This window comes from Nitrospirota bacterium, assembly GCA_016194305.1.
Taxonomy (GTDB): domain Bacteria; phylum Nitrospirota; class Nitrospiria; order JACQBW01; family JACQBW01; genus JACQBW01.
The window spans coordinates 18661-34378 of the sequence record JACQBW010000024.1; the positions used below are offsets into that span (position 1 = coordinate 18661).

Sequence of the window (15718 nt, forward strand, 5' to 3'; positions counted from 1 at the left end):
AGAGATTGACTTGTCGCTGTCGAAAAGAGTAGTATTTATCTTTGAATTTACTCATCTTTTTGGAAGGTCATGTTAATTCAGATGAAAATAAGAGGCATGATGTTTGATCCTCTGAACAACTCTTATATTGTAATTCTAAGGGATGAAAATAACAGTGAAATTCTTCCAATCTGGGTAGGGAAAGCTGAAGCCAACGCAATTAGTCTCGCTCTTGAAGGCGCTCTATCTGCCCGACCGCTCACCCATGATTTAATCAAGAATATACTGGACACGCTCAATGCAACCGTTATTAGCTGTGTCATTACAGATCTCAAGGAAAACACTTATTTTTCAAAGCTTCATTTAATGTTTAAGGATTCAGAATATACCATCGACGCGAGACCGAGCGACTCCATCGCCCTCTGTCTTAAGACCGAAGCCCCCATTTTCACCAGCGAAGAAGTGTTAAAAAAACATAGTGCCGAAGAATTAGATCGCTGGCTGGACAATATTCGACCGGAAGACTTTGGAAAATATGACGCTTAGTCAAAAACAGGGCCTCTTTTCCTCACACAGCTTTCTGACTACTCTCCTGGCTCTCTTTTTTTTTAACGGCTGTGCTTCGATAGACCACAATTATTCCCTGAATTATAAGAAGCTGACCCTTTCTCATGACCAATTGGTCCACGAAGGCCTAGCGGTACTTCCTATGAGCTTTCGATATGAGCAGGAACTCTATATCAAAACCGCCCAGTCCATTTACCTGAAAAATCTCAAGGGAATTGAAAAAGATATTGCTCTGATTGAACCGTCAGAAGCAGCTAAACTTTCAAAAGAATCTGGAGTTTACGAAGCCTATTTACAGCTGACCCAGATGGACTTGCAGAAAGAAGTTCCCCGTGAGCTTCTCATCCGAAAGGTGGGAAGGGCAATAGGTAAAAGATTTCTGATGATTCCTGAATTATCGGATACTCGAATTTCCGAAGGAGCCACACAACTCAAGATCAGAGCCCAAATTTGGGATATCGAAGTGGGTGAAATTGTCTGGGAAGCGAGTGAAGAGTCTCGAGGATATGTCATACTGATCTTTCCGCAAACGGCTGCGCCATTTGAAAAAGTCATGGAGGTGGCCTCCATCGACCTCATCAAAAAAATCCCTTAGCCGGCTGTCAGGAAAAGTTACCTATGCTTTATTATGGTCGCTCGACGGGACCGGCCACCCCACTGACTCGGCAACACTCAAGTTGATGACTTAGAGGAATTGAAAACGCAATGAAAATTGAAGTCAGTGTCGAGGGCGTCATTCTTGATGCCCAGTCTAACCAGCAAATGCTTGTCCTGAAACCGAAAACAAAAGGGGATGGGAAATTTCTTCCAATCTGGATAGGAAACGCCGAAGCCGTATCGATCAAAACGGCGTTGTCTCAAAATTCTACAATCCATGGAAGACCTCTTACCCACGATCTTCTCAAAAACATGTTAGCCTATTTTCAGGTACCGCTTCAAAAAGTGGTGATTTACAAACTGGTTCAGGGGACATTTTTCGCTTATCTTTATTTCAGCAAGGATGGGAGTGAATGGCAGGTTGATTCAAGACCAAGCGACGCCATTTCGATGGCAGTCCGAGTGAACATTCCCATCTTCGTAGAAGAAGACGTTTACAACAAGAAACAGGTCCGTTACAACGAAAAAACGGATCCCATTGAGATACCAAAAGGCTCATCCTGAACCGATATTTTTTGATTGACAATCTCACTTCCATGGGTTATTATTCCACCTTTGTTTTAATCTTTTTGGAAAAGGACTTTTCAATTGAATATCTCGAAAACAACCCAGATTAACAAAGATACGGTCATACGAAAATGGATCATTCTTGATGCAACCGATCAAATCTTGGGTAGATTGGCGACCCAGGCCGCCTTGCTCCTGAGGGGAAAACATAAACCGGTTTTCACTCCCCACCTGGACCTGGGGGATCACGTCATCGTAATTAATGCTGAAAAGATTAAATTATCCGGGAATAAGTTAAAAGGGAAGCTCTATCAACACCATACGGGGTATCCTGGCGGGTTAAAGACGATTGCAGCCGGAAAGTTGCTGGCAGAGAACCCTGAAAAGCTCGTGTTCAAGGCTATTGAAGGAATGATTCCCCACAATACGCTTGGATCTGAAATTGTTAAGAAATTAAGAGTCTATAAAGGCTCAGACCATCCCCATCAGGCGCAACAACCCGAGCAATTGACCTTAAAATAAGGAATTCATGGCCACCATATTAAACATTTCAACGGGAAAAAGAAAAGAAGCTGTAGCCCGGGTTAGTATTGAACCCGGTGACGGCAAGATTTTGATCAACAAGAAGCCGATCGACCATTACTTTCCAAGAGGAACATGGAAAATGATGGTCAGACAACCTTTCGAAGTTGTCGGATTAAGCGGACGCTATAATGTGACTGCTAACGTCTATGGTGGAGGCCTGACTGGTCAGGCGGGCGCAGTTCGCCATGGCATTGCCAAAGCGCTACTTGTTCTGAACCCTGTTTTGAGAGAGCGTCTGAAAAAAGAAGGCCTCCTCACCCGAGATCCGAGGACCAAAGAAAGAAAAAAATATGGACAAAAAGGGGCCCGGAAAAAATTCCAATTCTCCAAACGTTAATTTTTTCATTTAAAATATGATTTCGAAAGGAGGGTGGCATTTGTCACCCTCTTTTTTTTTAGGAGAAAAAATGAAAAATAAAATAAGAGTGGGAATTATTGGTGCAACAGGGTATACGGGCGGAGAGCTTTTGCGCCTGCTGATCAATCATCCTTCGATTCAGATCACGGCATTAACTTCGGAACAGTCTGCCGGAAAAAAAATAAAAGATCTCTTCCCTTCCATGACTGGAATTCTCGATGTCACTTTAGAAAAAAGCGACTCGTTGGAACTCCCCCGGAAGGCAGACCTCTTCTTTCTCGCTGTTCCGCACGGGATGGCGGCAGAAATGACGCCGCGCTTCATGTCAAAAGTGACACGGGTGATTGATCTGAGCGCAGATTTTCGCTTGAAGAAGCCTGAACTTTATTCGAATTGGTACCATTTCGAACATGCCAATCCAAACTTGCTTTCTCAGGCTGTCTACGGACTGACTGAAATAAACCGCGATGCGATTAAAAAGGCAAGTCTGGTGGCAAATCCGGGCTGTTATCCCACTTCTATTTTACTTCCCCTTTACCCTCTCCTGAAAGAAGGGATCGTCGATTTGAGTTTTCCTTTAATTATCGATGCAAAATCCGGCGTTTCTGGTGCGGGCCGGACTCTTGACCTCCGAAGTCACTTCTCTGAAGTCGACGAAGGAATCGGTCTTTATAAAACCGGAGGGAAACACCGCCATATTCCTGAGATCGAGCAGGAAATTGAAACTTATTCCGGGACCGCAGTACCGATTGTATTCACCCCCCACCTTATACCGATCGTGCGTGGTATGCTTTGTGTCATCTACATCAAATTAAAAAGCAAAAAGGTATTTTTGGAAGATCTTTATCAAAAATATTATGGTAACGAGACCTTTATTAAAATCCTCTCTCCGGGTTCCACGCCAAACCCAAAGAACGTGAAAGGCTCAAATTATTGTCATATCGGATTCTCAAAGGAATCGCGTACCGGCGTCTTTTCTCTTTATAGCGCAATTGACAACCTCACGAAAGGGGCTGCCGGACAAGCGATACAGAATATGAATTTGATGTTCGGATTTTCGGAATCGTCCGGTTTAGCCTCGATTGGAATCTTCCCATGAAACTGAGCTATGAGGGTCTTGCCGAAGTACCCGGGTTTCTCGGCTCCGGACTTTTTTGTGGAATTAAACAGATTCAGAAGCCCGATTTAGCTCTGATCTATTCGACAACGGAATGCTCCGCCGCCGGGGTGTTTACCCGGAACCAGGTTGCCGCATCCTCGGTCATCATTACGCGGACTAAACTTCTGAAGGGAGGCCGGGCCCGGGCAGTCATTGTTAACAGCGGAAATGCCAATGTGTGCACGGGTAAAGCGGGAGAGTCGTCCTCATACGCCGCTATTCAAGCCACCGCCCGATCACTTCGGATTGACGAAAGAGATGTTCTCATCGCGTCAACCGGGAAGATCAGCGAACCACTTCCAATTAAAAAGATTATCCGGGCCATTCCGAAATTAGTCGGACAACTCTCGGTCTCCGGCTGCCATCTCGCGGCAGAAGGGATTATGACCACCGATACCTTTCCAAAAAAAATTACCGTCAAAGGGAAAATAGGGGGGAAGATTGTTACGGTTGGGGGATTTGCCAAGGGCTCCGGGATGATTCACCCCAACATGGCCACCATGCTTGCTTTTTTTGGTACCGACGCAGTAATTTCCTCTTCTCTTCTTAAAAAAATCCTAAAGGCGAGTACGGATCTTTCGTTTAATTCCATCACAGTGGATACCACAAGTACCAATGATATGGCGATCGTTTTGGCCAACGGTCAGGCCCGGAATGAACCATTCAAAGCAGGCACAAGAGAATTTACCCAATTTTCGGAATTGATGCAGGTCGCCAGCCGGGAATTGGCCAAAATGATCATTCAAGACGGAGAAGGAGCAACGAAAGTCATTTCAATCGAAATAAAAGGTGCCAAAAATAGAAGCGATGCCCGAAAGGTTGCCTATTCCATCGCTCAATCCCCGCTTGTTAAAACAGCCTTTTTTGGAGAGGACCCCAATTGGGGACGCATTATGGCTGCAATCGGATGTTCGGGAGCGACCCTTTTGGAAGAAAGGATCTCGATGTCGATGAACGGGATCCCCTTTGTAAAACAAGGTATCGGTTTTGGAAATAAACGGGAAAAGAAAGTCGCAAACATTTTGAAAGAAAGAGAGCTCTCTTTAATCGTCGATCTCTCCATCGGCAAGGAGAGCGCACAGATCTGGACTACAGACCTTTCCTACGACTATATCAAAATAAACGCCTCATATCGCACCTGATGAAACGATGGGCATTCCAAATGCATTGACACCTCTTCTTCTGGAGACCGCCTACCGTAACGGTATTTTCCCAATGGGTCACCCTGACGGAAGTTTCGACTGGTATTCTCCCGATCCAAGAGGCATTATTGACCTCAATCATTTTCATTTTCCATCCCGATTGAGCCGTACACTTCGTCAGGAAAAGTTTTCCATTCAGATTAACCATGACTTTGACCGGGTCATTCGGGAATGTGCCGCAAGAAAAGAGACCTGGATTACCGAAGAGATTATCTCCTCCTACATGGCGCTTCACCGTCTGGGGAAAGCCCATTCCGTAGAAGCTTACCTGAGAAACCATTTGGCCGGAGGGCTTTATGGCGTCGCTCTCGGTGGCGCTTTTATGGGGGAATCGATGTTTACACTCGAAAGGGATGCTTCCAAAGTCTGTCTGGTCTACCTTGTTCAGAGATTGAATGAGAGAGGATTTCAGCTCCTCGATACGCAATTTATCACTCCTCATCTTAGACAATTTGGAGCCATTGAGATAAAAAGACAAGAGTATATGAAGCGTCTTCAAAGGGCTTTGGCTCTCCCGTGTCAGTTTGTCCCCTGAGAGACTGGACACCCTGAATTTTATCCTCACTTTTTTTGATAAGTATTTGACACTTTTGATTCATTTTTGCTAAGATTAGCACTCTTACTCATTGAGTGCTAAAGTTTCAGGCCCCTATGGAAAAAGAAGATCTAAATTACCGGGACCAAAATATACTCAAAGCAACCATCGCGTCCTATATTAAGACGGCCTCCCCGATCGGTTCTCGAACGATTACTAAACAGTTCGATTTCGGTATCAGTCCCGCAACTGTTCGGAATATCATGGCCGATTTGGAAGATCTTGGTTTCTTAGCCCAACCGCATACATCAGCCGGAAGAATTCCGACTGAAAAAGCTTACCGTTATTATGTTAATTACCTGTTAGACGAAAAAACGGAAGAATTTGAGCCGTATCAGCTAACTCAAACCGAAGATTTTTCTGTTTTGCTCGGGCATACTTCCAAAATGCTTTCTCTTCTTTCGCGATATACCAGCATCATTATGGCTCCAAAACTCAGCAATATCATGTTTAAACATATCAAATTTATCTCATTGAGAAAGAATGTCATTCTGGCGATTTTTGTGAATCATGAAGGAAATGCCTACAATAAAACCTTTGAAAGCGATGAGACCCTGACTCAAACCGAACTCGATCATCTTGCGACCATCATCAATGAAAGATTCTCCAACAAGAATCTGGAAGAAATTCGGAAACTTCTGACGCGGGAGCTCAAGGAAGAAAAAAAACATTACGAACATCTTTTAAACAAGGTATTTGAATTGAATAAGAAAAATAAAAATGACTTTCAGGATCAGAAATTATTTGTGGAAGGGACGACCAATTTCATGGACCTTCCTGAATTCATGGATATCGAAAAAATCAAATCGGTCTTCAAAGTATTTGAAGAAAGACTCGTACTTGTCAAATTGCTCGACCGTTTTCTCGCCTCGGAAGGAACCCAAGTCCTAATTGGTTCGGAAAATCCTTTTTTAGAAGAAAATGAATGCAGTCTGGTCATTTCCACCTACAAATTAAGCGAAAAAGAAATTGGCGCGGTAGGGGTTATCGGTCCCATTCGAATGGAATATCCGCGCGTCATCGCATTGGTCGATTACACCGCGAAAATGTTATCCAGAACTAATTAAAACCTAATTCAAGGGCAATCCGTATGATGTCACAAGAGTCAAATGAATCAAAATTAAACCAGGGAGAATCCGCTTCTGAAGATATTCTTCCGTTTACATCTGAACAGGAAGACGGAAAAGAGACATTGCAAGAAAAGAAAGAGAAGGAAATTCAAGAACTAAACGATAAGCATCTGCGACTGATCGCAGAATTTGAAAATTTCAAAAAGCGGTCTTCCAGAGATCAGCTGGAATATATGAAATACGCCTATGAGCCGGCATTGAAAGAAGTCCTTCCGATCCTGGATAATCTGGAAAGAGCTTTTAAACATTCAAAGGAATCAGAAGATATTGAAAAATTAAATGAGGGCCTTCAATTAATCCTCAAACAGAGTCAGGAGGTTTTGTTAAAACTGGGAGTTTCGCCGATTCCTTCCAAAGGAGAACCTTTTGACCCGGCGAAACATCAGGCGATTACTCAAATAGAGACCGATGAAGTGTCTGAAAATGTCGTTGTCGATGAAATTTCAAAAGGGTATCTCTTCAAAGATCGTGTTCTTCGTCCCTCAATGGTTTCCGTCTCCAAGAAAAAAACCAAATAAAGTGCCCCTTATCCCTCTGGAATTGCCTATTTGCGATAAGAACAGGTAATTAATTTCGAAGACCCCCCTTGATTTCCATTCATAATGTGATTAAAAGGAGTCCAAGAGGGTAGATTAAGTCATTTTTACATTGATATTATTGAAAACAGGAGGTTTTAGATGGGAAAAGTAATAGGAATTGATTTGGGAACAACGAATTCTTGCGTATCCATCGTTTCCGGTGGAGATCCGGTGGTCATTGCCAATTCTGAGGGAGGGAGAACAACACCTTCTGTCGTAGGGTTCACCGACAAAGAAGACAGGCTCGTCGGACAGATTGCGAAAAGGCAGGCGATAACAAATCCGGAAAATACGATTTTCTCGATTAAACGGCTCATGGGAAGAAAATTCAGTTCGAACCAGGTTTCCGAAGCCAAGAAAAGACTCCCCTATAAGGTCGTTGAAGCAAAAAATGGGGATGCTCACGTGGAGATCCGGTCAAGAAGTTACAGTCCTGCCGAGGTTTCAGCGATTATTCTTCAAAAAATGAAACAGACTGCTGAGGACTATCTGGGAGAAAAAGTGACTGAAGCGGTTGTGACCGTGCCCGCTTATTTTGATGATAGCCAGAGGCAGGCAACCAAAGATGCAGGAACGATTGCAGGACTTAATGTACTTCGAATTCTAAATGAACCGACTGCGGCTGCACTGGCTTACGGCCTGGACAAAAAGAAAGACGAAAAGATTGCCGTATATGATCTTGGAGGCGGCACTTTTGACATCTCAATTCTCGAAATCGGAGAAGGGGTTTTCGAAGTTAAATCGACCAACGGGGATACTTACCTGGGCGGAGACGATTTTGATCTGAAGATTATGGACTGGCTGGTGGATGAGTTCAAAAAAGATCAAGGAATCGACTTAAGGAAGGATAAAATGGCCCTCCAACGATTGAAAGAGGAGGCCGAAAAAGCGAAAATCTCGCTCTCTTCCTCCACGGAGACTGAAATTAATCTCCCTTTTATTACCGCGGACGCCAGCGGGCCAAAACACCTGGTCACCAAATTGACGAAAGCAAAATTGGAACAGCTTGTAGATGATCTGATCCAAAGGTCGGTTGAACCGTGTAGAAAAGCACTGAAAGACGCCGGCTTAACGGCAAAAGAAATTAATGAAGTCGTTTTGGTCGGCGGAATGACCCGGATGCCGAAAGTGCAACAGGTTGTTAAAGAATTTTTTGGAAAAGATCCTCATAAGGGAGTCAATCCTGATGAAGTGGTTGCCATCGGAGCCGCCATACAGGGAGCAGTCCTGAAAGGCGAAGTAAAAGACGTCCTGCTGCTTGACGTCACGCCCCTATCTCTTGGAATTGAGACGCTCGGCGGGGTTTTTACAAAATTAATTGAGAGAAACACGACCATTCCAACAAAAAAGAGTCAGGTTTTTTCGACTGCGGCAGATAATCAGACAGCGGTCACGATCCGGGTTTTCCAGGGAGAGCGAGAAATGGCTGCCGACAACAAGCTCCTGGGCCAATTTGACCTGGTCGGAATACCTTCGGCACCCAGAGGCGTTCCCCAAATCGAAGTGGCTTTTGACATTGACGCGAACGGAATTGTGCATGTCTCCGCAAAAGATACGGCAACTCAGAAGGAGCAGTCGATCAAGATTACGGCCTCCAGCGGGTTAAGCAAGGAAGAAATCGACACGATGTTGAAAGAATCCCAGGCCCACGCAGAAGAAGACAAAAAGAAAAAAGAACTCGCTGAGGTTCAAAACGAAGCGGACACGATGATTTACAGCGTGGAAAAGTCTCTTCGTGAATTGGGAGATAAAATTTCCGGAACAGAGAAGTCCGCGGTAGAAGAGAAAATTGCCGCGACAAGAAAAGCGCTCGAAACCAAAGAAATAACGGTGATTCGCGCTGCGCTGGAGGAGCTGACTAAAACATCTCATAAATTAGCCGAAGAAGCCTATAAGAAGACGGCTTCCGCTGAATCTGCGAATTCAGCAGACGGTCACGCCCAATCGGAGGCCCCCGATAAGAAAGAAGATGTGGTTGATGCTACGTTTGAAGAGGTCGACAAAGAAAAGAAATAACCCCTGAACAAGTTGCTAGGAAGGTAGCTGCACCGTTCTCGAGTTTCGGCTTCTTTAGGTATGGTATCCCACCATGACGCCTTGATTCTGCGGCTTCGCATCTGCCATTCTTATCCTCTGTTCAAAGTCTATCCCGGCATGATCCAGGGCAGGATGAACCGAAAAATGGAGAACCCGATTGGCAAAACATGACTATTATGAAATTCTCGGCGTCAATCGAACCGCATCCGATGAGGAATTAAAGAAAGCATTCCGGAAAATGGCGATGAAACACCATCCGGACCGCCATGCCGGCAATAAGGAAGAAGAGGAAAGATTTAAGGAGATCAATGAAGCCTATTCCGTCCTGAGCGATCCCAAAAAGAGGGAGATTTATAATCAATACGGGCACGAAGGTCTCGCCGCGGGAGCCGGAGCAGGTGGATTTGGCGGATTCAGCGATATCTTTTCGGACATCTTTGAGGACTTTTTTGGCGCGGGGGGACGACCCGGACAGAGGGCCCAGCGAGGGAATGATCTGAGGTACAACCTCGATATCTCGTTTGAAAATGCGGTCTTCGGTGTTGAAACCAAAATAAAAATTCCCCACTGGGAACTTTGCAAAAAGTGTGATGGCAGCGGAGCTCGCTCTCCGGAAGACATCAAACCGTGCGATACGTGCCGGGGCGCAGGACAAATCAGATTACAGCAGGGATTTTTCACAGTTAGCCGCACCTGTCCAAAATGCCATGGAGCGGGTAAAAAGATTGCCGCAGTTTGTCCATCCTGTCGTGGAGAAAGAAAAATTCAGAGAGAAAAAACGCTCTCTCTAAAAATACCAGGAGGCGTTGAGACCGGCTCACGTCTCCGTTTAAACGGCGAGGGTGAACTTGGGGAGTCGGGAGGTGGACCCGGAGATCTCTACGTATTTCTGACAGTTAAAGAACACGAGTTTTTTCAGAGGTCGGAAAATAACATTCTTTGCGACGTCTATATTACCTTTCCGCAAGCAGCTCTTGGGGGTAAATTAGAGGTACCCACCTTGAAAGGAACGCAATCGCTAAAGATTCCCCCAGGAACACCGCACGGAAAAATATTTGAGTTAAAAGGCCTGGGAGTCCCGAACCTGAATTCCCACGGTATAGGGGACCAAATGGTCAGAATCAATATCCATGTTCCACAAAAATTGAGTTCAAAACAGAAGGAGCTATTAGAAGAATATTCGAGGTTGAGCGACGAAAAAGCCGAAATGGAAAAGGAAGGGCTTTTTCACAAAGTGAAGAACCTGTTCTAATCCGGGATTTTTCAATGCCTCGTTTTATGATCAATTCCAATGACATTCAAAACGGCAGGCTAGTTCTTTCAGGAACCCTCTTCCACCATATTAAGAATTCCCTCAGATATCAAATCAACGACCTCATCAAAGTCGTCGATGAAAATCAGATATCCTATCAAGCCCAAATTAATCGCATTACTCCGGATACCCTGGAAGCGGTCATTACGCAAAAAGAACCGGTCCCGTCAACTTCGGGTCCCCGAATTATTCTTGTGCAGGCCCTGGTTAAAAAGAAAAAAATGGATTTGTTGCTGGAAAAGGCTGCTGAACTCGGCGTGTCAGAGATTTTCCCAGTGGTGACCGATCGAACAGTCGTTCATCCTCTCGAAGATCGATGGGAACATCAACGGAGTCGATGGGAGAGTATCCTTCTGGAGGCCTCCCAACAATCCGAACAGCCGGCACCTCCTGAAATTCACCCCCCGGAAGAATTTCGCTCGTTCCTTCAAAGAAAACGAAATGGCCTCGGTTTCATATTTTGGGAAAAGGAAACTCAGCCCTTTAAACAACGATTTTCCTTGATCTCTCCTGCTGAGCCCAGTCATTCGATCTATTTGATCATTGGTCCAGAAGGAGGGTTTCAACAAAATGAAATTGAACTCTCGCAGGAAAAGGGTTATATTTCTGTTTCTCTTGGCCGGCAAAAACTGAGGAGCGAAACTGCGGTAATGGTCGCCATTACGCTGTTACAATATGAACTGGGATACTTCGGGAAATAAGCAAGCCGTAAATTATGGCGGGTTCTGGAGACGGAGTGCCGCGTTGTTGATCGACCTCTTCATAATCAAATTTCTTGATTTGATTCTAATCGGAACCGGAATCTGGGCCGCCGGAAAAGCATTGCGCGACCTGAATATCGCAGCACCATCGGAAGATCTCGTTTTTCTCCTGATCGGATTATTTATCTTAACGGGCATCATTCTCTTTATTTCCTATTTTTTATATTTCAATCTTACAGGACAAACGCCCGGAAAAAAGTTTCTTGGACTAAAGATCATTTCACAATCGGAAGGGCCCATACGATTTCTGCAAGCAGCACTCAGGTCTTTCGGGCTATTCATCTCTTGTTTTTTCTTCTTCATGGGATTTCTGCTTGTTCCGTTTAACAAGAAGAAACTCTCCTTTCATGACCTGCTGGCAGGAACCTATGTTATTCAGGTTTAGAATAACTGTCTTGATATTCCTGTTTACTCTCACATTGGTTCTCCCTGTCATTCCAGTTTCAGGCAAGGTCATAGATCAAATCCTTGCGGTAGTCAACGATCACCTGATTACGGAAAGCGATTTGAGAATCCAAAAGCGATTTTCACTTGAATTCCCGTTACTTGAAGAAGAAGGGAAAGACACCCACCTTCAGTTCGCCATTGATCAGGTTCTTTTATTGGAGGACGCGGAGAAATTTGCGACTGAAAAACCGGAAGAATCAGAAATCACAGCCTGGCTGAAGAAGATTGAACTGGCGGCAGGTGGGGCGGAAAACCTTTTGGTGCAACTCTCTGAGGAAGGGATAAACCAGAGCGAGTTAAGGCAGAAGATCAGCAACACCCTTCTCTCAAAAAAATTTATCGAACAACGGATTAATTATTTTATTTTTATTTCCGACAACGAAATTAATGCCTATTATCAAGATCATCTGACGAGCTGGAACGGATCCGCCCTGGAAAACGTCAAAAGTCAGATTTATGCCAACCTCTTTGAGCAAAAAAGAAAGACGAAACTCGAAGAGTTCTTAATCAAGAGAAGATCAAGAAGTACCATTCGAGTCAGCCCGCCCTATTCCTCCGACGTCCGGCAGAACAACTTCTACTCTCCTACAAACTCGCTTCGGCATGTGGTGCAAATCAGAGTCTGATTGACGCCAGAACCCAATTTGTAGAGTTTATCGGTTACTTTTCCACAGCGGTGACACCGGTTCTCACGCAGCTCGTCGAGTTCCTTGCTCTGAATTGGATAGGCCATTGATTTCATTCAGAAAAGAGGGTGAGTGAGGGGTTTCGAACCCCCAACCACTGGAGCCACAGTCCAGTGCTCTACCCTTGAGCTACACTCACCGTGATGGATTTAAATTGGGATCTTTTATATAACACTATCCTGGCAAACAAGTCAACCCGATCGCATCAATTCGGGCTCAGTTCGAGGTGAAATTGACAGAAGCGGGATCGGGGGTTAAGCTTAAATCGAAGAACGGATATTTCAGAGGAGTTTATCTTATGAGCGATTTGATACCGAAAGCGACCATACCCATTTCGATCACCGACCGATCTAGAAACCCGTTGACCCATATTGAAAATACCTTACGTGAGGAAGTCATTGGACAGGAATTGGCGATTGGAACAATTTTGAAATCGCTTCTACGCGCTTCAACCGGTTTTCGTGACACCGGACGGCCGATTGCGACCATGTTTTTTTCAGGTCCAAGCGGCGTCGGAAAAACAGAAACAGTCAGAGCTCTCGCCAAAGCCCTTCACCAAAATTCAAAGGCCTGTATTAAAGTAGACTGCTCCGAATTTAGCGAAGGACATACGATTTCAAAGCTAATCGGCTCACCGCCCGGCTATATGGGGAGCGATCTTCCTGTAGTTCTCGACAAGCAGGAAATTGAAGGGAGAAACTGGAATATTATCTTATTTGATGAAATTGAAAAAGGACATCATTCCCTTCACAATCTTCTCCTGCAAATAATGGACGAAGGAACTGTAACATTGAGCCGCAAAAACAAAGGAGAAAACGGAAAGGTCAATTTTTCTTCTACCCTTCTTGTGATGACCAGCAATGTAGGGTCTCGAAAGGTTTCAGAAGTTTTGGAAGATCAGCATATCGGATTCAAAAAGAGAGATAATTTTCAAGAACTCTCCCAATTGATTAATCAGGAAGTTCATAAAGAAATCGAAAAGACTTTCAGTCCAGAATTTAGAAACCGGATTTCTGACTTTGTGGTGTTTCACCCCCTTTCGCAGGATTCCCTCCTTCAAGTCCTTGAAAAATATCTTAGACAGATCAGTTCACGCTGCGCATCCAAAGGATTTGCGGTACTTCTTTCTGACGAGGCAAAGGAATACTTGATACAAAAGGGGACAAACAACGATCTTGGAGCACGTCCACTACTGCATCTGGTTGAAAAAGAGGTGGAAGCAAAAATTGCCGAATATTACGCCATGGGCGAAATTCAGGCAGGAGACTATATTGTTGGGGAATTACAGAGAAATGAAATCGCTTTCAAAAGAGCCGAACGGGTATCGATAACCGTAAAAGCCGATTTTTCGACTTTAAAAAGAAATCCTTCACAAGAGTGTTAAAACAGATTCGCCAGATTCAATTATTCTGAGCATTTTAGGGTTCATCATCCTTATTCCCTGGTTCAATCGGACCCACTTTCATCACGATATCCTGGACCCAGTTTTCTCCAACCTCCTTATTAATTTTGTTTTTTAACTCCTCCTTCAAATAGATCAACTGATTCATCCAGGCCGGACTATCGACATAGAGAAAGAGTTTGTGAAACTTGAGCTGATAGGGAAGTGTGTGGGAAGCCAGCTGATTTCCTACAAGTTCTTTCCACTCTTCAACCAGGGTATAAATCTGAATCTGCGTTTCGAGGCCATATCTCTTCAGGAGCGGCTTTAAAATTTCCGATATCTGCTGTGGCCTTCCCATTGCCTATATTCTTCCATCTTGGATATGTTAAGATATCAAAACTATGGATGAAAGAGAAATAAAAGTCAATGGAGCGAAAATAACCTATTTTCAGGCCGGAAAGGGACATCCTCTGGTACTCCTCCCGTCAGGAGGAGGGAGAGGAAAAGAATACAAAGAACTTTTTCCCCATTTAACCCCCTTTTTCACAATTTATACGCTGGATTATCCGGGATTCGGCCGTTCAGACGAGCTGAAATGGGTCGACGGCGTCGAAAAAATGAGTGAATTTGTCCTTCTCTGGCTTGATACGCTTGGTATCCAGGAATTTTACCTGAGCGGATTCTCGATGGGGGGTATCATAGCACTTCTGATGGCTATCGAGAGGACCGATCGGATCAGGAGGCTTTGCGTTATTGCCACCGCCTCGGGAAAGATTAATCACATTCCAATTATTAGTCCAGTCGGACTCAATCTAAAGGAAATTCTCGCCTTTTTTTATCATCGTCCGGAAATAAAGGAGCGGATCAGGAACGAAAAGCTCTCAACCCAGGAAAAAAAAGAAATCCATCGTTCATCAGAAACTTTTGCCAAAATGGCACGAAGCGCTAAAATTTTTATACATGTCACTGAACAGCTTTCCCTGATTCGCTGCCCTACTCTCGTAATCGGAGCTGAAAATGACCAGGTGATTCCTATGGCCTATCCAAAAGAGATACAAAAACATATTCCGAAAGCACAGTGGAAGCAATATTCGGAAACGGGTCATTTTATTATCGTGGAAAGACCGGCCGAATTGGCTTCAGATCTCGTCCAATTTTTTAGTCAAAAGGAAGTCTGATCTGGATGAACAAAAAAGAATCCCCAAAAAATTCTACCGTGATATCCAACAAGAAGGCTTTTCACGATTACTTCATTGAAGAAACTTATGAAGCCGGCCTGGTCTTGACCGGGACCGAGGTAAAATCGATCCGCGGAGGCCAGGCGAACTTAAAAGATAGTTTTGCCCGAATTGAAAACGGGGAGGTTTTCCTCTATCAATTCCATGTCTCCCCTTATGCTCATGGCAATCGTGCCAATGTCGATCCGGAACGGACGCGAAAACTCCTTTTGCATAAAAAGGAGATCTCTCGTCTTTTCGGAAAAACACAGCTGAAAGGATATGCTCTTATCCCGCTCAAGATATTTTTTAGAAACGGAAAGGCAAAGGTGGAACTCGGTCTGGGACAGGGAAAGAAAACGTATGACAAAAGAGAAGATCTGAAAATAAGAGCGGCCAAACGCGAGGTTGAAAAAGCCTTTAAAGAACGGCAGCGGTAAAATCTTCTATTTTACTGAACAATCGTCCACCTGTCATGAACACGGCATTCATGCGGAATCCACCTGGGAGGTGAGCATATTGCATAGAATGGGAATTAAGCATGATCTAAAGAAAGA

General features: G+C 44.4%; 19 protein-coding genes and 1 tRNA gene. 18 read left to right on the top strand and 2 right to left on the bottom strand.

The window, feature by feature from the left end:
- Positions 1-69: 69 nt before the first annotated feature.
- The 15 genes from HY200_08050 to HY200_08120 all read left to right on the top strand — a co-directional run bounded on the left by HY200_08050 (position 70) and on the right by HY200_08120 (position 12500).
- Entirely contained in the window at positions 70-525 is a 456-nt protein-coding gene (locus tag HY200_08050; GenBank protein MBI3594897.1) for a bifunctional nuclease family protein, read from the top strand.
- Positions 515-1141 carry a hypothetical protein gene (locus tag HY200_08055; GenBank protein MBI3594898.1) on the top strand — a complete coding sequence of 209 codons (627 nt, stop codon included), beginning with the start codon at positions 515-517 and terminating at the stop codon, positions 1139-1141. Before HY200_08050 ends, HY200_08055 begins: the two co-directional genes overlap by 11 nt.
- 110 nt (positions 1142-1251) lie before the next feature.
- Positions 1252-1707, top strand: a complete 456-nt coding sequence (locus HY200_08060; protein ID MBI3594899.1) for a bifunctional nuclease family protein — start codon at positions 1252-1254, stop codon at positions 1705-1707.
- 90 nt (positions 1708-1797) lie between these two features.
- On the top strand, positions 1798-2232 hold the full coding sequence (gene rplM / locus HY200_08065) for a 50S ribosomal protein L13 (protein ID MBI3594900.1): 435 nt from the start codon (positions 1798-1800) through the stop codon (positions 2230-2232).
- 7 nt (positions 2233-2239) lie between these two features.
- Entirely contained in the window at positions 2240-2632 is a 393-nt protein-coding gene (rpsI, locus tag HY200_08070; GenBank protein MBI3594901.1) for a 30S ribosomal protein S9, read from the top strand.
- Between the two features lie 70 nt (positions 2633-2702).
- Positions 2703-3752 (top strand): N-acetyl-gamma-glutamyl-phosphate reductase, encoded by a 1050-nt coding sequence (locus tag HY200_08075; protein ID MBI3594902.1) that lies wholly within the window; start codon positions 2703-2705, stop codon positions 3750-3752.
- On the top strand, positions 3749-4954 hold the full coding sequence (gene argJ, locus HY200_08080; GenBank protein MBI3594903.1) for a bifunctional glutamate N-acetyltransferase/amino-acid acetyltransferase ArgJ: 1206 nt from the start codon (positions 3749-3751) through the stop codon (positions 4952-4954). The genes HY200_08075 and argJ overlap by 4 nt, the downstream gene beginning before the upstream one ends.
- A gap of 7 nt (positions 4955-4961) precedes the next feature.
- Entirely contained in the window at positions 4962-5549 is a 588-nt protein-coding gene (locus tag HY200_08085; protein MBI3594904.1) for a leucyl/phenylalanyl-tRNA--protein transferase, read from the top strand.
- Positions 5550-5665: 116 nt separating this feature from the next.
- Positions 5666-6676 carry a heat-inducible transcription repressor HrcA gene (gene hrcA / locus HY200_08090; protein ID MBI3594905.1) on the top strand — a complete coding sequence of 337 codons (1011 nt, stop codon included), beginning with the start codon at positions 5666-5668 and terminating at the stop codon, positions 6674-6676.
- A gap of 23 nt (positions 6677-6699) precedes the next feature.
- On the top strand, positions 6700-7257 hold the full coding sequence (grpE, locus tag HY200_08095) for a nucleotide exchange factor GrpE (protein ID MBI3594906.1): 558 nt from the start codon (positions 6700-6702) through the stop codon (positions 7255-7257).
- A gap of 159 nt (positions 7258-7416) precedes the next feature.
- Positions 7417-9333 (top strand): molecular chaperone DnaK, encoded by a 1917-nt coding sequence (gene dnaK / locus HY200_08100; protein ID MBI3594907.1) that lies wholly within the window; start codon positions 7417-7419, stop codon positions 9331-9333.
- Between the two features lie 178 nt (positions 9334-9511).
- A complete protein-coding gene (gene dnaJ / locus HY200_08105; GenBank protein ID MBI3594908.1) occupies positions 9512-10606 on the top strand; it encodes a molecular chaperone DnaJ in 1095 nt (364 codons plus the stop codon).
- A 14-nt stretch (positions 10607-10620) separates the two neighbouring features.
- Positions 10621-11367, top strand: coding sequence for a 16S rRNA (uracil(1498)-N(3))-methyltransferase (locus tag HY200_08110; protein ID MBI3594909.1), 747 nt, complete (start codon positions 10621-10623; stop codon positions 11365-11367).
- Positions 11342-11812, top strand: coding sequence for an RDD family protein (locus tag HY200_08115; GenBank protein MBI3594910.1), 471 nt, complete (start codon positions 11342-11344; stop codon positions 11810-11812). Before HY200_08110 ends, HY200_08115 begins: the two co-directional genes overlap by 26 nt.
- Positions 11796-12500, top strand: coding sequence for a hypothetical protein (locus tag HY200_08120; protein MBI3594911.1), 705 nt, complete (start codon positions 11796-11798; stop codon positions 12498-12500). Before HY200_08115 ends, HY200_08120 begins: the two co-directional genes overlap by 17 nt.
- Positions 12501-12627: 127 nt before the next feature.
- On the opposite strand, the gene HY200_08125 is transcribed toward HY200_08120, so the two are convergent.
- Positions 12628-12699: transfer RNA gene (locus HY200_08125), tRNA-His, on the bottom strand.
- Between the two features lie 159 nt (positions 12700-12858).
- On the opposite strand from HY200_08125, the gene HY200_08130 reads away from it, so the two are divergent.
- Entirely contained in the window at positions 12859-13944 is a 1086-nt protein-coding gene (locus HY200_08130; protein ID MBI3594912.1) for an ATP-dependent Clp protease ATP-binding subunit, read from the top strand.
- Between the two features lie 34 nt (positions 13945-13978).
- Here the strand turns inward: HY200_08130 and HY200_08135 are convergent, their stop codons facing one another.
- Positions 13979-14302: a DUF721 domain-containing protein gene (locus HY200_08135; GenBank protein MBI3594913.1), complete on the bottom strand. Its 324-nt coding sequence runs from the start codon at positions 14300-14302 to the stop codon at positions 13979-13981.
- Positions 14303-14345: 43 nt separating this feature from the next.
- Here HY200_08135 and HY200_08140 point away from each other — a divergent pair, with 43 nt between their 5' ends.
- Together HY200_08140 and smpB are read left to right on the top strand one after the other, a co-directional pair.
- Positions 14346-15122 (top strand): alpha/beta hydrolase, encoded by a 777-nt coding sequence (locus tag HY200_08140; protein ID MBI3594914.1) that lies wholly within the window; start codon positions 14346-14348, stop codon positions 15120-15122.
- Between the two features lie 5 nt (positions 15123-15127).
- Complete coding sequence (gene smpB / locus HY200_08145; protein ID MBI3594915.1) at positions 15128-15601, top strand: SsrA-binding protein SmpB; 474 nt, start codon at positions 15128-15130, stop codon at positions 15599-15601.
- Positions 15602-15718: the final 117 nt, after the last annotated feature.